The 13,891-nt window shown below is 65.0% G+C and carries 15 protein-coding genes; 10 read left to right on the plus strand and 5 right to left on the minus strand.

Annotated elements, in window-relative coordinates:
- Positions 1 to 86 precede the first annotated feature (86 nt).
- A complete protein-coding gene (locus ACFODV_RS09135) occupies positions 87 to 221 on the minus strand; it encodes a type II toxin-antitoxin system YoeB family toxin (RefSeq protein WP_449271896.1) in 135 nt (44 codons plus the stop codon).
- A 177-nt stretch (positions 222 to 398) separates the two neighbouring features.
- Between ACFODV_RS09135 and ACFODV_RS09140 the strand changes: the two genes are divergently transcribed.
- Positions 399 to 695 (plus strand): type II toxin-antitoxin system HigB family toxin, encoded by a 297-nt coding sequence (locus ACFODV_RS09140; RefSeq protein ID WP_379757976.1) that lies wholly within the window; start codon positions 399 to 401, stop codon positions 693 to 695.
- Complete coding sequence (locus tag ACFODV_RS09145; protein WP_379757979.1) at positions 695 to 1,048, plus strand: helix-turn-helix domain-containing protein; 354 nt, start codon at positions 695 to 697, stop codon at positions 1,046 to 1,048. The genes ACFODV_RS09140 and ACFODV_RS09145 overlap by 1 nt, the downstream gene beginning before the upstream one ends.
- Positions 1,049 to 1,385: 337 nt before the next feature.
- On the opposite strand, the gene ACFODV_RS09150 is transcribed toward ACFODV_RS09145, so the two are convergent.
- Together ACFODV_RS09150 and ACFODV_RS09155 are read right to left on the minus strand one after the other, a co-directional pair.
- Positions 1,386 to 3,965 (minus strand): heavy metal translocating P-type ATPase, encoded by a 2,580-nt coding sequence (locus tag ACFODV_RS09150; RefSeq protein ID WP_379757982.1) that lies wholly within the window; start codon positions 3,963 to 3,965, stop codon positions 1,386 to 1,388.
- Positions 3,962 to 4,477: a MerR family transcriptional regulator gene (locus ACFODV_RS09155; RefSeq protein ID WP_379757985.1), complete on the minus strand. Its 516-nt coding sequence runs from the start codon at positions 4,475 to 4,477 to the stop codon at positions 3,962 to 3,964. The genes ACFODV_RS09150 and ACFODV_RS09155 overlap by 4 nt, the downstream gene beginning before the upstream one ends.
- Positions 4,478 to 4,796: 319 nt before the next feature.
- Between ACFODV_RS09155 and ACFODV_RS09160 the strand changes: the two genes are divergently transcribed.
- The 8 genes from ACFODV_RS09160 (at position 4,797) to ACFODV_RS09195 (ending at position 12,827) form a co-directional block, all read left to right on the plus strand.
- On the plus strand, positions 4,797 to 6,128 hold the full coding sequence (locus tag ACFODV_RS09160; protein WP_379757988.1) for an OmpP1/FadL family transporter: 1,332 nt from the start codon (positions 4,797 to 4,799) through the stop codon (positions 6,126 to 6,128).
- A gap of 232 nt (positions 6,129 to 6,360) precedes the next feature.
- A protein-coding gene (prfB, locus tag ACFODV_RS09165) for a peptide chain release factor 2 (protein ID WP_379757992.1) occupies positions 6,361 to 7,459 on the plus strand; the annotation gives its coding sequence in 2 pieces (ribosomal slippage) (positions 6,361 to 6,435 and positions 6,437 to 7,459; 1,098 coding nt in all).
- Positions 7,460 to 7,463: 4 nt separating this feature from the next.
- Complete coding sequence (lysS, locus tag ACFODV_RS09170) at positions 7,464 to 9,044, plus strand: lysine--tRNA ligase (RefSeq protein ID WP_379757995.1); 1,581 nt, start codon at positions 7,464 to 7,466, stop codon at positions 9,042 to 9,044.
- Positions 9,045 to 9,129: 85 nt separating this feature from the next.
- On the plus strand, positions 9,130 to 9,516 hold the full coding sequence (locus ACFODV_RS09175) for a hypothetical protein (RefSeq protein WP_379757997.1): 387 nt from the start codon (positions 9,130 to 9,132) through the stop codon (positions 9,514 to 9,516).
- Positions 9,517 to 9,646: 130 nt separating this feature from the next.
- Positions 9,647 to 11,053 (plus strand): MFS transporter, encoded by a 1,407-nt coding sequence (locus ACFODV_RS09180; RefSeq protein WP_379758000.1) that lies wholly within the window; start codon positions 9,647 to 9,649, stop codon positions 11,051 to 11,053.
- Positions 11,054 to 11,144: 91 nt separating this feature from the next.
- The gene (locus ACFODV_RS09185; protein ID WP_379758003.1) at positions 11,145 to 11,456 is read left to right on the plus strand and encodes a BolA family protein; all 312 of its coding nucleotides are present in this window, start codon (positions 11,145 to 11,147) and stop codon (positions 11,454 to 11,456) included.
- Positions 11,453 to 12,271 (plus strand): hypothetical protein, encoded by an 819-nt coding sequence (locus ACFODV_RS09190; protein WP_379758006.1) that lies wholly within the window; start codon positions 11,453 to 11,455, stop codon positions 12,269 to 12,271. Before ACFODV_RS09185 ends, ACFODV_RS09190 begins: the two co-directional genes overlap by 4 nt.
- Entirely contained in the window at positions 12,261 to 12,827 is a 567-nt protein-coding gene (locus ACFODV_RS09195; protein ID WP_379758009.1) for a GNAT family N-acetyltransferase, read from the plus strand. The genes ACFODV_RS09190 and ACFODV_RS09195 overlap by 11 nt, the downstream gene beginning before the upstream one ends.
- Positions 12,828 to 12,834: 7 nt before the next feature.
- On the opposite strand, the gene ACFODV_RS09200 is transcribed toward ACFODV_RS09195, so the two are convergent.
- Positions 12,835 to 13,029 carry a cell division protein ZapB gene (locus tag ACFODV_RS09200; protein ID WP_379758012.1) on the minus strand — a complete coding sequence of 65 codons (195 nt, stop codon included), beginning with the start codon at positions 13,027 to 13,029 and terminating at the stop codon, positions 12,835 to 12,837.
- 159 nt (positions 13,030 to 13,188) lie between these two features.
- The gene (gene rsmD / locus ACFODV_RS09205; protein WP_379758015.1) at positions 13,189 to 13,830 is read right to left on the minus strand and encodes a 16S rRNA (guanine(966)-N(2))-methyltransferase RsmD; all 642 of its coding nucleotides are present in this window, start codon (positions 13,828 to 13,830) and stop codon (positions 13,189 to 13,191) included.
- Between the last annotated feature and the right edge of the window lie 61 nt (positions 13,831 to 13,891).

The following is a 13,891-nucleotide window of genomic DNA, read 5'->3' on the forward strand; positions in this document are numbered from 1 at the left end:
TTCGTGTTCGAGACCCTGCCAACCCTCGGCGAGGATGACGACCTCGACACGCTGCTCCCTTGGCGCTGGAAAGACACGCTACCGGTCTAGGTCAGGCCGAAGAAGGTGGGGTTGGTGGAGCGCTTACTGTCGTCGAATCGGTAAATGAGCCTGTCTTGCTGTGAGAGGCGTCTCGACCACAAGCCTGACAGGTTGTGTTTGAGTGGCTCTGGTTTGACGATGCCCGTTGATGGCTGTCAATCAGGGACAGACCCCCATTCTCTGAAGGGTCCTGGCTACCCACCTATCCTGAAAAGTCACCAGCGGCCGGGATCTCTGCCGGCCGCTGTCGTTGTCAATTCCCCTTCCTTGACTCCCATTATGGGAGGTGCTAGTTTCTGTCGCGAAGGGAGAATCCAGTGAGAGTCATCGCCAAGCGCACATTGAGAGAGTTCTGGGAGCGGGGATTCGACGATGCCGAAACGCCGCTGACAGAGTGGTACAACATGTTGTCGAAATCGACATGGCAAACTCCTCAAGAGCTCAAGGCTGACATACGAACTGCCAGCATACTCAAGGGCGGGCGAGTCGTCTTCAATATCGGCGGTAACAAATACCGAGTCATCGTGGCGATTCGTTACAGCCAGCAGATCGCTTGGGTGCGCTTCGTGGGCACACATGCGCAGTACGACTTGGTAGATGCGGAGACAATTTAATGAATATTCAACCCATCCATAACGATGCGGACCTCGACCGGGCCTTTTCCCGCATTGAAGCGCTGTGGGCCGTTGAAGACGGAACCCAGCAGGCCGATGAGCTCGAAGTGCTTTCTATCCTGGTCGAGAAGTACGAGGATGAGCATTATCCTGTTGGCCCATCTGATCCTGTCGAAGCGATCAAGTTTCGCATGGAGCAGCAGGGGCTCACTCAGCGAGATCTTGAACCTTTCATTGGTTCAAGTGGCCGAGTGTCCGAGGTGCTGAATCGTAAGCGTAAACTCAGTCTACGAATGATCAAGCGCCTACATGATGGTCTGAAAATTCCGTATGAGAGCTTGCTGGCAGGCTAGGATTAATCGGGGACAGACTCTCATTTCCCCCTAGTCTGAAGCAGCACCCAGCGGCCGGCAGAGATGCCGGCCGCTGGCGTTATAGGGGCGTGGTTAGGCTTTCGCCATCCAGAACCACCACACGATTAGCCCGATCAGCGCGATTCCTGCCAGGTTTACGATCCAACTCATAGTGTTCCTCCTTACGGCCCAGCTAAGGCCCTGTCCGAAAACTTGCTGCGCTCGGCCATACTGCGTTAAAAATCAGCTCAAAGTACTCATTTACACCCCGTAAACTCCGTCTTTTCGCTGATTTTTGCCTTGTCTGGCCTTCGCTCGCTGCCTTTTCAGACAGGTCCTATGCAGGGCCTTTTTCGTTGTGGGGCTTGAACAGGCGCAGGCGGTTGGCGTTGCTCACCACCGTGATGGAGGAGAGCGACATGGCCGCGCCGGCGATCATCGGGGAGAGCAGCATGCCGGTGAAGGGATAGAGCACCCCTGCGGCGATGGGAATGCACAGGGCGTTATAGCCGAAGGCGCCCACCAGATTCTGCTTGATGTTGCCAAGGGTCGCCCGGCTGATCTCGATGGCCGAGGCCACGCCATGAAGCGAGCCGCGCATCAGGGTGATGCCGGCGCTTTCGATGGCCACGTCGGTGCCCTGGCCGATGGCGAAACCCACGTCGGCGCGTGCCAGCGCCGGGGCGTCGTTGATGCCGTCGCCCACCATGCCGACTCTCTCGCCGGCCTTCTGCAGGCGTTCGATCTCGGCGTGCTTGTCCTCGGGCAGCAGCCCCGCGCGGAACTCGTCGATGCCCACTTCGTTGGCGATGGCCGCCGCGGTGTGTTTGTTGTCGCCGGTCAGCATCACCACCTTGAGGCCGTCGGCCTGGAGGCGCTTGATGGCGGCGATGGTGTCGTGGCGAAGCGGGTCGCTGATGCCGAACAGTGCGGCAAGCTTGCCGTCCACCGCCAGGTACACCACGGTGCGCGCCTTGGCCTCCAGGTCGTCGGTCTTCTGCTTGCCGGAGGCCAGGTCGACGCCGGCCTCTTCGAGCAGCCGGGCGTTGCCCAGCAGCAGCGGCTTGCCATCGCCGGTCTCGGCTTTCACGCCGCCGCCGGTCACGCTATCGAAGTTCTGGATCTCGGTGGGCTCGGCGCCGGCTTCTTCCGCGTGGGTCATCAGGGCCGCGGCCAGCGGATGCTCGGAGCCACGCTCCAGGGCCGCCACCAGGCTCAGCACCGCCTGCTCGTCGCCGTCGAGCCCTGGGTCAGAGAACACGTGCGCCTCGGTGACGCTGGGCTTGCCCTCAGTGAGGGTGCCGGTCTTGTCGACGACCAGGGTGGTGAGCTTGCTGGCCACCTGCAGCGCCTCGCCGCTGCGCACCAGCACGCCGTGCTCGGCGGCCTTGCCGACCCCGATCATGGTGGAGATCGGGGTCGCCAGGCCCAGCGCACAGGGGCAGGCGATGATCAGTACCGTGGTGGCGGTCACCAGCATATGGATCACCCGCGGCTCGGCGCCGAAATTGAACCAGGCCAGCGCCGTGAGCACGGCGATGATCATTACCGTGGGCACGAAGATGCTGGAGACCTTGTCGGCCAGCTCGCCGATGGGTGGGCGGGAGTTCTGGGCGCTGGCCACCTGCTCGGTGATGCGGCCAAGCTTGGTGTCGGCCCCGACGCGCGTGGCGCGGTAGACCAGCGAACCCTTGCCGTTGACGGTGCCGGCGCTGACTTCGTCGCCCTCGGCCTTGGTTACCGGCAGTGGCTCGCCGGTCAGCATGGATTCGTCGATGTGGCTCTGGCCCTCGGTCACCTCGCCGTCCACCGGCAGGCGCTCGCCGGGGCGCACGCGGATATGGTCGCCCTCGCGCACCTCGTCGATATCGAGCTCACGTTCCTCACCGTCGCGGATCACCCGGGCGGTGCGGCTCTGCAGGTCGAGCAGGCGCTTGAGTGCCTCGCTGGTGCGGCCCCGGGCGCGCAGCTCCAAGGCGTTGCCCAGCAGCACCAGGCCGATGACCATCGCCGAGGCTTCGAAGTAGATGCCCTGGGCCACCTCCGGCAGCCAGGGTGCGAAGGCCACTACGCCCATGGAGTAGACCCAGGCGGTACCCGTGCCCATGGCGATCAGGGTGTCCATGTTGGCCTGATGATGCTTGAGATTCTTCCAGGCGTTGATGAAGAAGTGGCGGCCGGGGCCCGCCATCACGGCCAGCGTCAGCAGGCCGATCACCAGCCAGAACAGCCGGCCCGTGCCCACCGGGTGAGGGTGATAGACGAACATGCTGGCCATCAGCGGAACGGCCAGCGCCAGCGACCAGACGCTGCCCCGCAGGCGCTGTCGGTAGGTGTCGGCGTCCTTCTTGGCGCGGGTATCTTCGGCCTGGCGCAGGTCGAAGATCGGCTCTGCTTCATAGCCTGCGGACTCCACCGCCTTGGTCAGCTCGGCTTCACTGGCGCTGCCGCGCACCTGGGCGGTGTGGGTGCCGAAGTTGACCTCTGCACTGACCACGCCCGGGGTTCGCTCCAGCGCCTGCTGAACGCTCTTCACGCAGCTGGCGCAGGTCATGCCGCTGATGGAGAGCCGCAGCGTGGTGGCGCCCTCATCGGGGGTGTCGTTGGTCACCTGTGCTTTCGGCTCGGCGCTATCACGGCGGGCTGATTCACTTGTGTCCTTCTCGCTAGCGTCTTCTTCGGTAGCGTTTTCCTTGGGGATGTCAGGGAGTTCGCCCGGCGGATAGCCGGCTTCCTGCAGGGCGCGGTCCAGTGCCTCGTCGTCCAGCGTCGTGGTCACCTCCAGGTGTTTCTCGGCGGGGGTGCCGATCACCTCGGCGTCCGGGTCCCGGGCCTGGATCGCCTCTCGCATGTTCTTCACGCAGCCCTGGCAGTTCATGCCGGGCACGGTACGTTCAAGTGGGGTGCGGGCGTTCATTGGGTCTCCTCGGTGGATGTGTTGCCGCCGTTTGCGCCGTCGCTGTCATTACCGCGCGCTGTGTGGGGCTTTTTATTGCGCTCTTTATTACGCTCTTTATTATCCAGGGGCTCGGGGAAGCTCTCGATCAGGCGGCAGAGGCTGTGGCCGTCGGGGGTGCCGTCGGGCATCTCGGCCCAGGCGTCCAGAGCCTGCTCCATGCGGGCGGCCAGCGCCTGAAGATCGGCGATGCGGGCTTGAATCTCCGGTAGCCGGCTGGTGAGCAGGTCGCGGACCATGGGGCAGGGCGAGTCGCCGTGGTCCGCGTGGGCGAGAATGTCGCGGATCTCGGCCACGCTGAAACCCAGGGTGCGGGCGCGCTGGATAAAGCGCAGGCGTTCCAGGTCACCCGGCTCGAAGAGCTGGTAGCCGTTGTCGGGGTGGCGCTCCGGGGCCAGCAGCCCCTCACGAACATAGTGGCGGACGGTTTCGGCGGTCACGCCGGCGGCCCTGGCCAGTTCGCTCACCTTCATGTGGTGTCCTCGCGGGTCGATGCCTCGCAGCGGTTTGCGATAGACACAGTGTAAAACCCTTGTGTTACCCAATGGTCAAGGCGGATAGGTATCGGGGCATACCTGTGTCGGGAACGACGACGCTATGTTGCCTAACCCATTGAAAGTTCGTTTTATCAAACAACTGTGCGACCAAAGGATTAGCGATTACGGCATTAAAACGAACGTTTGCCCTTGAATCTGGCGGGCGGTTGCGAGACAAGAGGGGCGCACGCATTTGCCTCCTCTGCGAGGACACGCCAGCGCCAGCGTAACAATAGAACCGCAAGGGATATGACCCATGAAGAACAAGATCAACCGCCTTTCCCTGGCAGTGGCCATCGCCGCTGCCGCCTTCGCCAGCCAGGTCCATGCGGGCGGCTACCAGATCAACGAGCAGAGCGTCAGCGGCCAGGGCTACGGCCACGCCGGGCGTAGCTCCAACGTCAATGACGCCACCATCGTTTTCGGCAACCCGGCCGGCATGTCATTTCTGGACCGCGCCCAGGTCACCGCCGGCGGGACCTATCTGAACGTCAACAGCGATATCAACAATGTGCAGGCCCAGCGCTTCCTGGATGCCGGCGTCGCTCAGGGCGCAGCCCCCATGGGTGTCCAGGTCCCCATCGGAGATATTCCAGGCGGTAACGAAGGCGATATGGTGCCCGGCACGCTGATTCCTTTCGCTTTCTATGCGCATCCGGTCAATGAGCGTCTGGCGTTTGGCTTTGGCGTCTATGCGCCCTTTGGCTCCAATACCGACTACGAAAACGATTTCCAGGGTCGCTATTTCGGCAACTACACCGAACTGACAGTGATAAGCGCTCAGCCGACGGTGTCGTACCGCTTCAATGATCAGTGGTCGGTCGGTGCGGGGGTGACCTACAACCGAGTTGAGGGTGAGCTGCGTCGCAAACTGCCCACCGATCCAAGCTTCAATCCTGCCGGCGACATCGATTCACGGGTAGAGGGTGACGACGATGGCTGGGGCTACAACGTCGGTGTGATGTATCAGCCGATTCCCGAAACCACCCTGGGTTTGACCTATCGCTCCAAGGTTGACTACACCCTGACCGGCGACTTTCGTGCTTATGATCCCGCTGGAAATGTCGTGCGCGCCGATGATGCCAACCTGGATCTGAGCACGCCGGAAACCATCAACTTTTCCATCACGCAACAGATGAGCGACCGCTTGACGTTGATGGCGGGTGCTTCCTGGGCACGCTGGAGCCGCTTTGACCAGATTCTGGTGACGGGAAGTCAGGGTAATACCATCACCAAGGAAATTCAGGATTACTCGAATGCCTGGGCCTACTCGGTGGGCGGGGAGTATCAGCTGAATCCGCAGCTGGCACTGCGTGCCGGCATCGCGCTGGATTTCACGCCAACCAATGACGAACGTCGTAGCGTGCGTATTCCGTCAGATGATCGCCGCATTTTTTCCATCGGTGCCGGCTGGAGTCCCACGGAAGAGCTGACCCTTGACCTCGCCTACTCCTATCTGACCGAGCGGGGGACCGCTGTGAGTCAGTCCCGGGAAGACTCGCTCAACGGGCTGGGGGGAGCGAATTACACGGCCAACTACAAGAACGAAGCCCACGGCTTCGGCGCTCAGCTGACCTACCGCTTCTGAGCGACAGGCAGACAACGTGACGACGGAACCCGGCTTCGGCCGGGTTTCCTGCGCCTGGGCTGCCGAGGGAGGAGGGCAGCCCTCGCGGATGCGGGGCGGCGCCAGGTTCGCTACAATGCCTGTCATTTAGCACAAGCCCGATAGAACAAGTCCTATTCGTGCCGCCGGGGCGCCGGTTCGATGCCTGCGCCGCGGCGGTCGCTTTTCCACCGCAGATTCAGGCGAGTGATCCATGTTGGAAACCAATCCGATTCACAACCTCATCAAGGACCTGTCTGAGAGGACAGACGTCCTGAGGGGGTATCTTTGACTATGTTGAGAAGAAAGACCGGTTAGAGGAAGTCACCCGCGAGCTCGAGGATGCTGGGGTCTGGAACGATCCGGACTATGCCCAGAAGCTGGGCAAGGAGCGCGCGACGCTGGAAGCCATCGTTCAGACCATCGACGAGTTGGACCAGGGCCTGGCGGACAGCCGCGACCTGCTCGAGCTTGCCGAGATGGAGGAGGACGAGGACACCGTCGCCGAGGTCCAGAAGGAGCTCGACGGCATGCAGGCCAGCCTCGAGAAGCTCGAGTTTCGACGCATGTTCTCTGGCGAGATGGACGCCAACAACGCCTACCTGGACATCCAGTCCGGCTCCGGCGGCACCGAGGCCCAGGACTGGGCCAACATCCTGCTGCGCATGTACCTTCGCTGGGCCGAACATCACGGCTTCAAGGCCGATATCACCGAGCTTTCCGGCGGCGAAGTGGCGGGCATCAAGTCGGCCACGGTGCATGTCCAGGGCGACTATGCCTTCGGTTGGCTGCGCACCGAGACCGGCGTGCATCGCCTGGTGCGCAAGAGCCCGTTCGATTCCGGCGGCCGCCGCCACACCTCCTTTGCCTCGGTGTTTCTCTCGCCGGAGGTCGACGACAGCTTCGAGGTCGAGATCAACCCGTCGGACCTGCGCGTCGATACCTACCGCTCCAGCGGCGCCGGCGGTCAGCACGTCAACACCACCGATTCAGCCGTGCGTATCACCCACGAGCCCTCCGGTATCGTGGTGGCCTGCCAGGGCCAGCGCAGCCAGCACGCCAACCGCGATTTCGCCATGAAGCAGCTCAAGGCGAAGCTTTGGGAACACGAGATGGACAGGCGCAACGTTGCCAAGCAGGAGGCGGAAGAGTCCAAGTCGGATATCGGCTGGGGCAGCCAGATCCGCTCCTACGTGCTGGATGACCAGCGCATCAAGGACCTACGCACCGGCGTGCAGTCCAGCAACTGCGATAAGGTGCTGGATGGTGATATCGACCAATTTATCGTCGCCAGCCTCAAGCAAGGATTGTAACGACATGGCCAACGAAAGCTCTTCTCCGGATAGCGCTTCACTGAATAGCCCTTCACTGAATAGCCCGCAAAACGACGATAACCACCTGATTGCCGAGCGCCGTGCCAAGCTGGCTGCGCGCCGCGAACGGGCCGCCGTGCGCGGCGAGAGCGCCTTCCCCAACGACTTTCGCCGCGACAGCCATGCGGCCGAGCTGATCGAAGAACTGGGCGAGAAGGAGAAGGACGAGCTGGAGGCGCTTAACCGCCAGGCCAGCGTGGCTGGGCGGATCATGCGCAAGCGTGGGCCCTTCGTTGTTATCCAGGACGTCAGCGGGCAGATCCAGCTCTACGTCGACAAGAAGGGGCTGCCGGCGGACGCGCTCGAGGAGATCAAGGGCTGGGACATCGGCGATATCGTCGCGGGGCGCGGTCCGGTGCACAAGTCGGGCAAGGGCGATCTTTACGTGATGATGGTGGAGGCCAGGCTGCTCACCAAGAGCCTGCGTCCGCTGCCCGACAAGTTTCACGGCCTCACCGACCTGGAGGCGCGCTACCGCCAGCGCTACGTGGACCTGATCATGAACCCGGACTCGCGCCGGGTATTCGAGACCCGCGCCGCGGTGATCAGCGCCATGCGGCGTTTCTTCGAGGCTCGCCGCTACATGGAGGTCGAGACCCCCATGCTGCAGCAGATCCCTGGCGGCGCCACCGCGCGGCCCTTCGTCACCCACCACAATGCGCTGGATCAGGACATGTACCTGCGCATCGCGCCGGAGCTTTACCTCAAGCGCCTGGTGGTGGGCGGCTTCGAGAAGGTGTTCGAGATCAACCGCAACTTCCGCAACGAAGGGCTCTCCACTCGGCACAACCCCGAGTTCACCATGATCGAGTTCTATCAGGCCTATGCGGACTACCACGACCTGATGGACCTCACCGAGGAGATGCTGCGCACCCTCACCCGGGAGGTGCTGGGCACCACCACGGTAGTCAACAGCGTGCGCAACAGCGCGGGCGAGGAGATGGAGCGCTACGAGTACGACTTCGGCAGCCCGCTGAAGCGGATCACCGTCTTTGACGCCATCCTCGAGATGAACCCTGATATCCACGCCGAGGCGCTGGCCGATGAGTCCGCCGCGCGCCAGATCGCCGAGCGTCTGGACATCGACGTCAAGGATGGCTGGGGTCTGGGCAAGATCCAGATCGAGATCTTCGAGAAAACCGTGGAGCACCGCCTCAAGCAGCCCACCTTTATCACCGAGTACCCCACCGAGGTCAGCCCGCTGGCGCGGCGCAAGGATGCCAACCCGTTTGTGACCGAGCGCTTCGAGTTCTTCGTCGGCGGCCGCGAGATCGCCAACGGCTTCTCGGAGCTCAACGACGCCGAGGATCAGGCCGAGCGCTTCCGCGAGCAGGTGGCGGAGAAGGAGGCCGGCGACGACGAGGCAATGTACTTCGATGCCGACTACGTGCGCGCCCTGGAGGTCGGCCTGCCGCCCACCGCCGGCGAGGGCATCGGTATCGATCGCCTGGTGATGCTGCTGACCGACAGCGCCTCGATCCGTGACGTGCTTCTGTTCCCGGCCATGCGCCCCGAGGTGGAGTGAGAGGTGGAGAGAAGGGTGGGAAGTGTTGGTAACCCGGGCGGCCAGCACCCATAATGGTCATCGTTTCGACGTCGAGGAGACCCCCATGAAACTGCTCAACCGCTCTGCCCTGAGCGTCCGCCCTACCCAGCATTTCGTGGACTGGATCAACGCCCTTGAGCCGACCATGGGGGATGACGACATCGCCCTGTCCGACGTCGAACGCGAAAGCACGGTCTATCTGATTCCGGAGATGGACACCCCGGAGGCTCTGGAGGGCTTCGTGCGCGAACGCCACCTCGAGATTCTCGAGACCGAGCTGCGCGCCTGGGAAGAAGACGAGGAACAGTGGCCGGCGCCCGTTGACTGGGCGCTGTTTCAGCGTTTCCTGCAGGTGGAGCACAGCTACCTGGCCATCGATCTCGACGATGAGGCGGCCCTGGAAATTTCCGAAGTCGACGATTCGCTGCTGATGGACTTCGACCAGGACTAGGCGCCAAGCCCAGCCCGCCCCACAGGCTGGCAGGATGAGACCGGCTTCGGCCGGTCTCTTCGTTACGGTCTCTTCGTTACGGTCTCTTCGTTACGGTCTCTCGGTGTCTATCAACACAATGGAACGTGGAATGAGTCGACTCTTCGAGACCCGCCCCGACGATGACGGCCTGCCGGGGCCCGAGCGGCGCCTGGCCGTGCTGGCGCTGATCCTGGGCACCATGATGGCCGTGGTGGATACCACCATGGTCAACATCGCGCTGCCCTCCATCGCGGTGGGGCTGGACGTGTCCCCTTCCCGGGCGGTATGGGTCACCAACCTGTTCCAGATCAGCTGTGCCGCCTTCCTGCTGGTCTTCGCCGCGCTCAGCGAGCTGGTCAGCCGCCGCCGGCTCTACGTGGCCGGGGTGGGCGTCTTTACCCTGGCCGCCCTGGGCAGTGCGCTCTCCACCAGCCTGGAGTCGCTGCTGGTGTTTCGGGCGCTGCAGGGGCTGGGGGCGGCGGCGACGCTCTCCATCGGGCCTTCGCTCTACCGCTCCATCTTTCCCTCGCGCCTGCTGGGCACCGCGCTGGGGCTTTCCGCCATGGTGGTGGCCGGCGGCTATGCGGCGGGGCCTGCGATCGGCGGCGTGCTGCTCTCGGTGGCCGACTGGCCCTGGCTGTTTGCCTTGCACCTGCCGCTGGGTGCGGTGGCGGTGGTGTTGGCCTGGAAAGCGCTGCCGCGGGAGGCGGGGCGGCGGGGCGGCTTTGACCTGGCCGGTGCGCTGCTTTCGGTGGCCATGCTGTGCAGCGTCTTCCTGGCCATGGACGGCATTGGCCACGGTATGCCGGCTGGGCAGGTGGTGGCCTGGCTGGTGCTGAGCGTTGCAGCCGCGCTGCTCTTCCTGCACCGCCAGCGTCGGGCCAACCACCCGCTGATGCCGCTGGGGATCTTTCGTGAGCCGCGCTTCAGCCTGGCGCTGGTGGCCCAGGGCACCGCCTTCGTGGGGCAGGGGCTGGCTTTTGTGGCGCTCTCCTTCCTGTTTCAGAGCGAGATGGGCTTCTCGCCGCTGGAAACCGCCTGGATGTTCACCCCCTGGCCGCTGGCGATCATGCTGGTGGGCCCCCGCGCCGGTCGCCTGGCCGATCGCGTGAACCCGAGCCTGCTCGCAAGCGCGGGGCTTGCGCTGATGCTGGTGGGGTTGGCGCTGCTGGCGCGTCTCGATGCCGAGGCGGGCGTGGTCGACGTGCTGTGGCGCATGCTGGTTTGCGGCGTCGGCTTCGGGCTCTTCCAGCCGCCCAACAACCGCGAGCTGATGAGCACCGTGCCTCGGGAGCGCAGCGCCAATGCGTCCGGGATCATGAGCACCTCGCGCACCGTGGGGCAGTCGCTGGGGGTGGCGCTGGTGGGCGCCTTCCTGGCCACCGGCATGCCGGTGCAGGCCTCATTGTGGCTCGGCGCCCTGGCGACGCTGCTGGCGCTTGTCGCCAGCCTGGCCCGGGTGCCCCTGGCCGGCGCCGCCCAGCGTCGAGCCGCCGAGTCGGCTCAGGGCGAGTGAGCCGCATCGTTACCGCGCGATAGAGCGCGTATAATGGCCCCTTCGAGTCACCTACTTTTCATCAATTTTCACTCAGTTCGGGGAAGCCGCCATGAGCATTCAGGCCACCATCGAAGAGAAGCTGCAGGCCCTCGCGCCCGCCTTTCTGGCGGTGGAGAACGAGAGCCACCGGCACGCCGTGCCGCCCGATTCCGAGACCCACTTCAAGGTGACCCTCGTGTCCGAGCGCCTCGAGGGGCTGATGCCGGTCAAGCGCCATCAGCAGGTCTACGCTCTGCTGGCCGATGAACTGGCCGGTCCGGTCCACGCCCTGGCGCTGCACCTCTACACCCCCGCCGAGTGGCAGGCCAGCGGCCAGAGCCGCCCCGACTCTCCCGACTGCCGGGGCGGCAGCAAGCCGTGACCACCGAGCCCCAGCGGCTGCAGTACCTGGAGGCCATGGGCCTGACGGCCTGGGTGGCGCGCTACACGCTGCCCAACGCCCGCCCGACCCCGGCCTGCGAGTGGGAGCTGCCCGAGGCGCCGCCCGCGGAGGCCCCGGGAGTGAGGCTGCATGCGCTGCTCGATGAGGCCCGCGAGTCGGCGCCGGCACGCCCGACCCCACCGGAGCCGGCGAGGCCGGCGCGTGCAGGTCGCCCGCCCCGGCCCGGCATGGCGCGTGCGCTGCTCGAAGTGCCCCCGGTGCAGGAAGCGGCCGCGCCCGTCGAGGCCCTTGCCGCCGAGCCGGGAGCCCCTCGTGAGCCGCTGCGCTTCGCCTTTCAGGCGGGCTGTCTGGAGGGGCGTTGGCTGCTGCTGCTGGCCGGCGAGCAGCCGCCCGGGCACACCGAGCTCACGCTGCTGGCCAACCTGCTGCGCGCCGCCGGAATCGCCGCGCCGCTGCCGGTGCTGCAGGGCTTCCGCTGGCCAATGAAGAAGGGTTTGACGGTGCACGAGCCTCTGGAGGAAGCCCGTGAGGGGCTGCAGGCCTTTATCGCCGGTGCCCGCCGGCGCGGCTGGGCCCCCGAGCGGCTGCTGGTGTTTGGCGAGGACGCGGCCCTCGGTCAGGTGCTGTCGCTCGACGCCAATCAGTGCCCGCTGCTGGATCTGCCGGCCTGGCAGGGCGCGTCACTCAATGAACTGGCCGGTAGCGCCGAGGCCAAGCGGGCGCTGCTGCCTAGGCTGCTGGACTGGGGCCAGGACTGGCACGAGGCGGCCGAGCAGGTGCCGAGTGAGCGCTGAGGGTCATCCTGAAGGCTTCACCCCGGTGCGCCTGACGGCGGCCGACCTTCCCTGCGTCTCTGCCCTGGAGGCGGCTCAAGGTTGGCCGACGGCCGGCTCGCAAGCGCAGCTGGCGGCGACCCTGAACGATGGGGCGTCTGTGGTGGTTGGCCTGATGGCCGGTGAGGCTCTGGCGGGCTATGCCGTGGTGGTTCGGCTGCCCTTCGAGGCGGAACTGCAGGCGATCCTGGTGGATGACACCTGGCGCGGCAGAGGGCTCGCCCGACGACTGCTGTCGACGGTAGTGGCCCAGACCCGGGCGTGGAGCAGCGAGCGGCTGCTACTGGAGGTCAGGGCGGGCAATGCGCCAGCCATCGCTCTCTACCGCGGCGCGGGGTTTCGGGAAGACGGTATTCGCCGAGGCTACTATGCGCCGCGGCCTGATCCTGCCCAATTCCCGCCAACAGCAACGCCCCGGCAGGCCGGGGCGGCGGGGGCGGCGGGGGGCGACGACGCTCGAGAGGACGCGCTGCTGATGTCGCTGCCGCTGGCCGCAGAGGAGCCTGCCAGCGGCTGAGTCCGGGTCAGGCGGTCTCGGTGGACTCGATCTCATCCAGCTTGCTGAGCACACCGGTCAGGCGGCGCTCCCACTCCTCGCGCTCCTGCTTCAGGCGGGTGTTTTCCTCGCGCAACTCCTCGGCTTCCATCTTCAGCAGTTCCAGTGCCTCCACGGCGCTGGTGACTTTCTGCTCGAGCCGGGTGAAGAGTTCATTACTCATGTTGTTCTCCTGATGTCCTTCCGAGATGGCACTTCGAAACGACCTTTCTTGAACGGTACTGATTGAACCGTTCTTGAGGCCGTAGCGGCGCCCCGGGACGGGACGAAGGTTGCTTGATTGATAAGTGAATGGGCAGCAGCGTAACCCCGAGCCCCGGCCTCAGCAAGCGTCGAGTTGCGGCGACGGGTCACGTCGATAGAGCCGGCCGTGGCTGTCACCGGCGCGCACCTCCCGATGCAGCCGCCAGGTCGCCGGCACCGTCGGTTCCCGTCCCGCTTCGCACTCCAGATAGATCAAGGCCCCATCGGCCAGCCAGCCGGCCTCCAGAGCCGTGCAGCTTGGCTCGGCGAGCCCCTGGCGAAAGGGCGGATCGAGAAACACCAGTGAGCAGGGCGTCGGCGGGCCGGCGAGGAAGGCCATGGCGTCGGCGTTGACGACCCGGCCACGCGCCGTGGCGCTCAGGGTAGCCAGGTTCTCCTCCAGCTGGCGGGCGACGTGTGGGTCGCGTTCCACGAAGCTGGCCTCCCGCGCACCGCGGGAGAGAGCCTCCAGCCCCAGCGCGCCGGTGCCGGCGAACACGTCCAGCACCCTGGCACCGAGCAGGTCGGCGGTGAGCCAGTTGAACAGGGTCTCGCGCACCCGGTCCGGCGTGGGGCGCAGGCCGGGACTGTCGAGCACCGGCAGCAGCCGGCGGCGGTAGTCGCCGCCGATGATCCGCAGGCGGCCGGCGCTCCGGCGGCTGCCTTGGTGGCCATCGGCGGGCTTGGCCGTGCGGCGGGAGCTTGGAGAGCGTCGAGTCATGGTGGGTATTGTACCCGCGGGCTTATCCACAGTCATGGTGGGCGGTGGTAGGATGTGGCGA

It is taken from the genome of Halomonas tibetensis, from assembly GCF_042643535.1.
Taxonomy (GTDB): domain Bacteria; phylum Pseudomonadota; class Gammaproteobacteria; order Pseudomonadales; family Halomonadaceae; genus Halomonas; species Halomonas tibetensis.

Bases quoted from the DNA above. Each gene is read 5' to 3' on its own strand.
- ACFODV_RS09145 (WP_379757979.1), top strand. From the start codon at position 695: ATGAATATTCAACCCATCCATAACGATGCGGACCTCGACCGGGCCTTT.
- ACFODV_RS09150 (WP_379757982.1), bottom strand. From the start codon at position 3,965: ATGAACGCCCGCACCCCACTTGAACGTACCGTGCCCGGCATGAACTGC.
- ACFODV_RS09155 (WP_379757985.1), bottom strand. From the start codon at position 4,477: ATGAAGGTGAGCGAACTGGCCAGGGCCGCCGGCGTGACCGCCGAAACC.
- ACFODV_RS09160 (WP_379757988.1), top strand. From the start codon at position 4,797: ATGAAGAACAAGATCAACCGCCTTTCCCTGGCAGTGGCCATCGCCGCT.
- lysS (WP_379757995.1), top strand. From the start codon at position 7,464: ATGGCCAACGAAAGCTCTTCTCCGGATAGCGCTTCACTGAATAGCCCT.
- ACFODV_RS09175 (WP_379757997.1), top strand. From the start codon at position 9,130: ATGAAACTGCTCAACCGCTCTGCCCTGAGCGTCCGCCCTACCCAGCAT.
- ACFODV_RS09180 (WP_379758000.1), top strand. From the start codon at position 9,647: ATGAGTCGACTCTTCGAGACCCGCCCCGACGATGACGGCCTGCCGGGG.
- ACFODV_RS09185 (WP_379758003.1), top strand. From the start codon at position 11,145: ATGAGCATTCAGGCCACCATCGAAGAGAAGCTGCAGGCCCTCGCGCCC.
- ACFODV_RS09200 (WP_379758012.1), bottom strand. From the start codon at position 13,029: ATGAGTAATGAACTCTTCACCCGGCTCGAGCAGAAAGTCACCAGCGCC.
- rsmD (WP_379758015.1), bottom strand. From the start codon at position 13,830: ATGACTCGACGCTCTCCAAGCTCCCGCCGCACGGCCAAGCCCGCCGAT.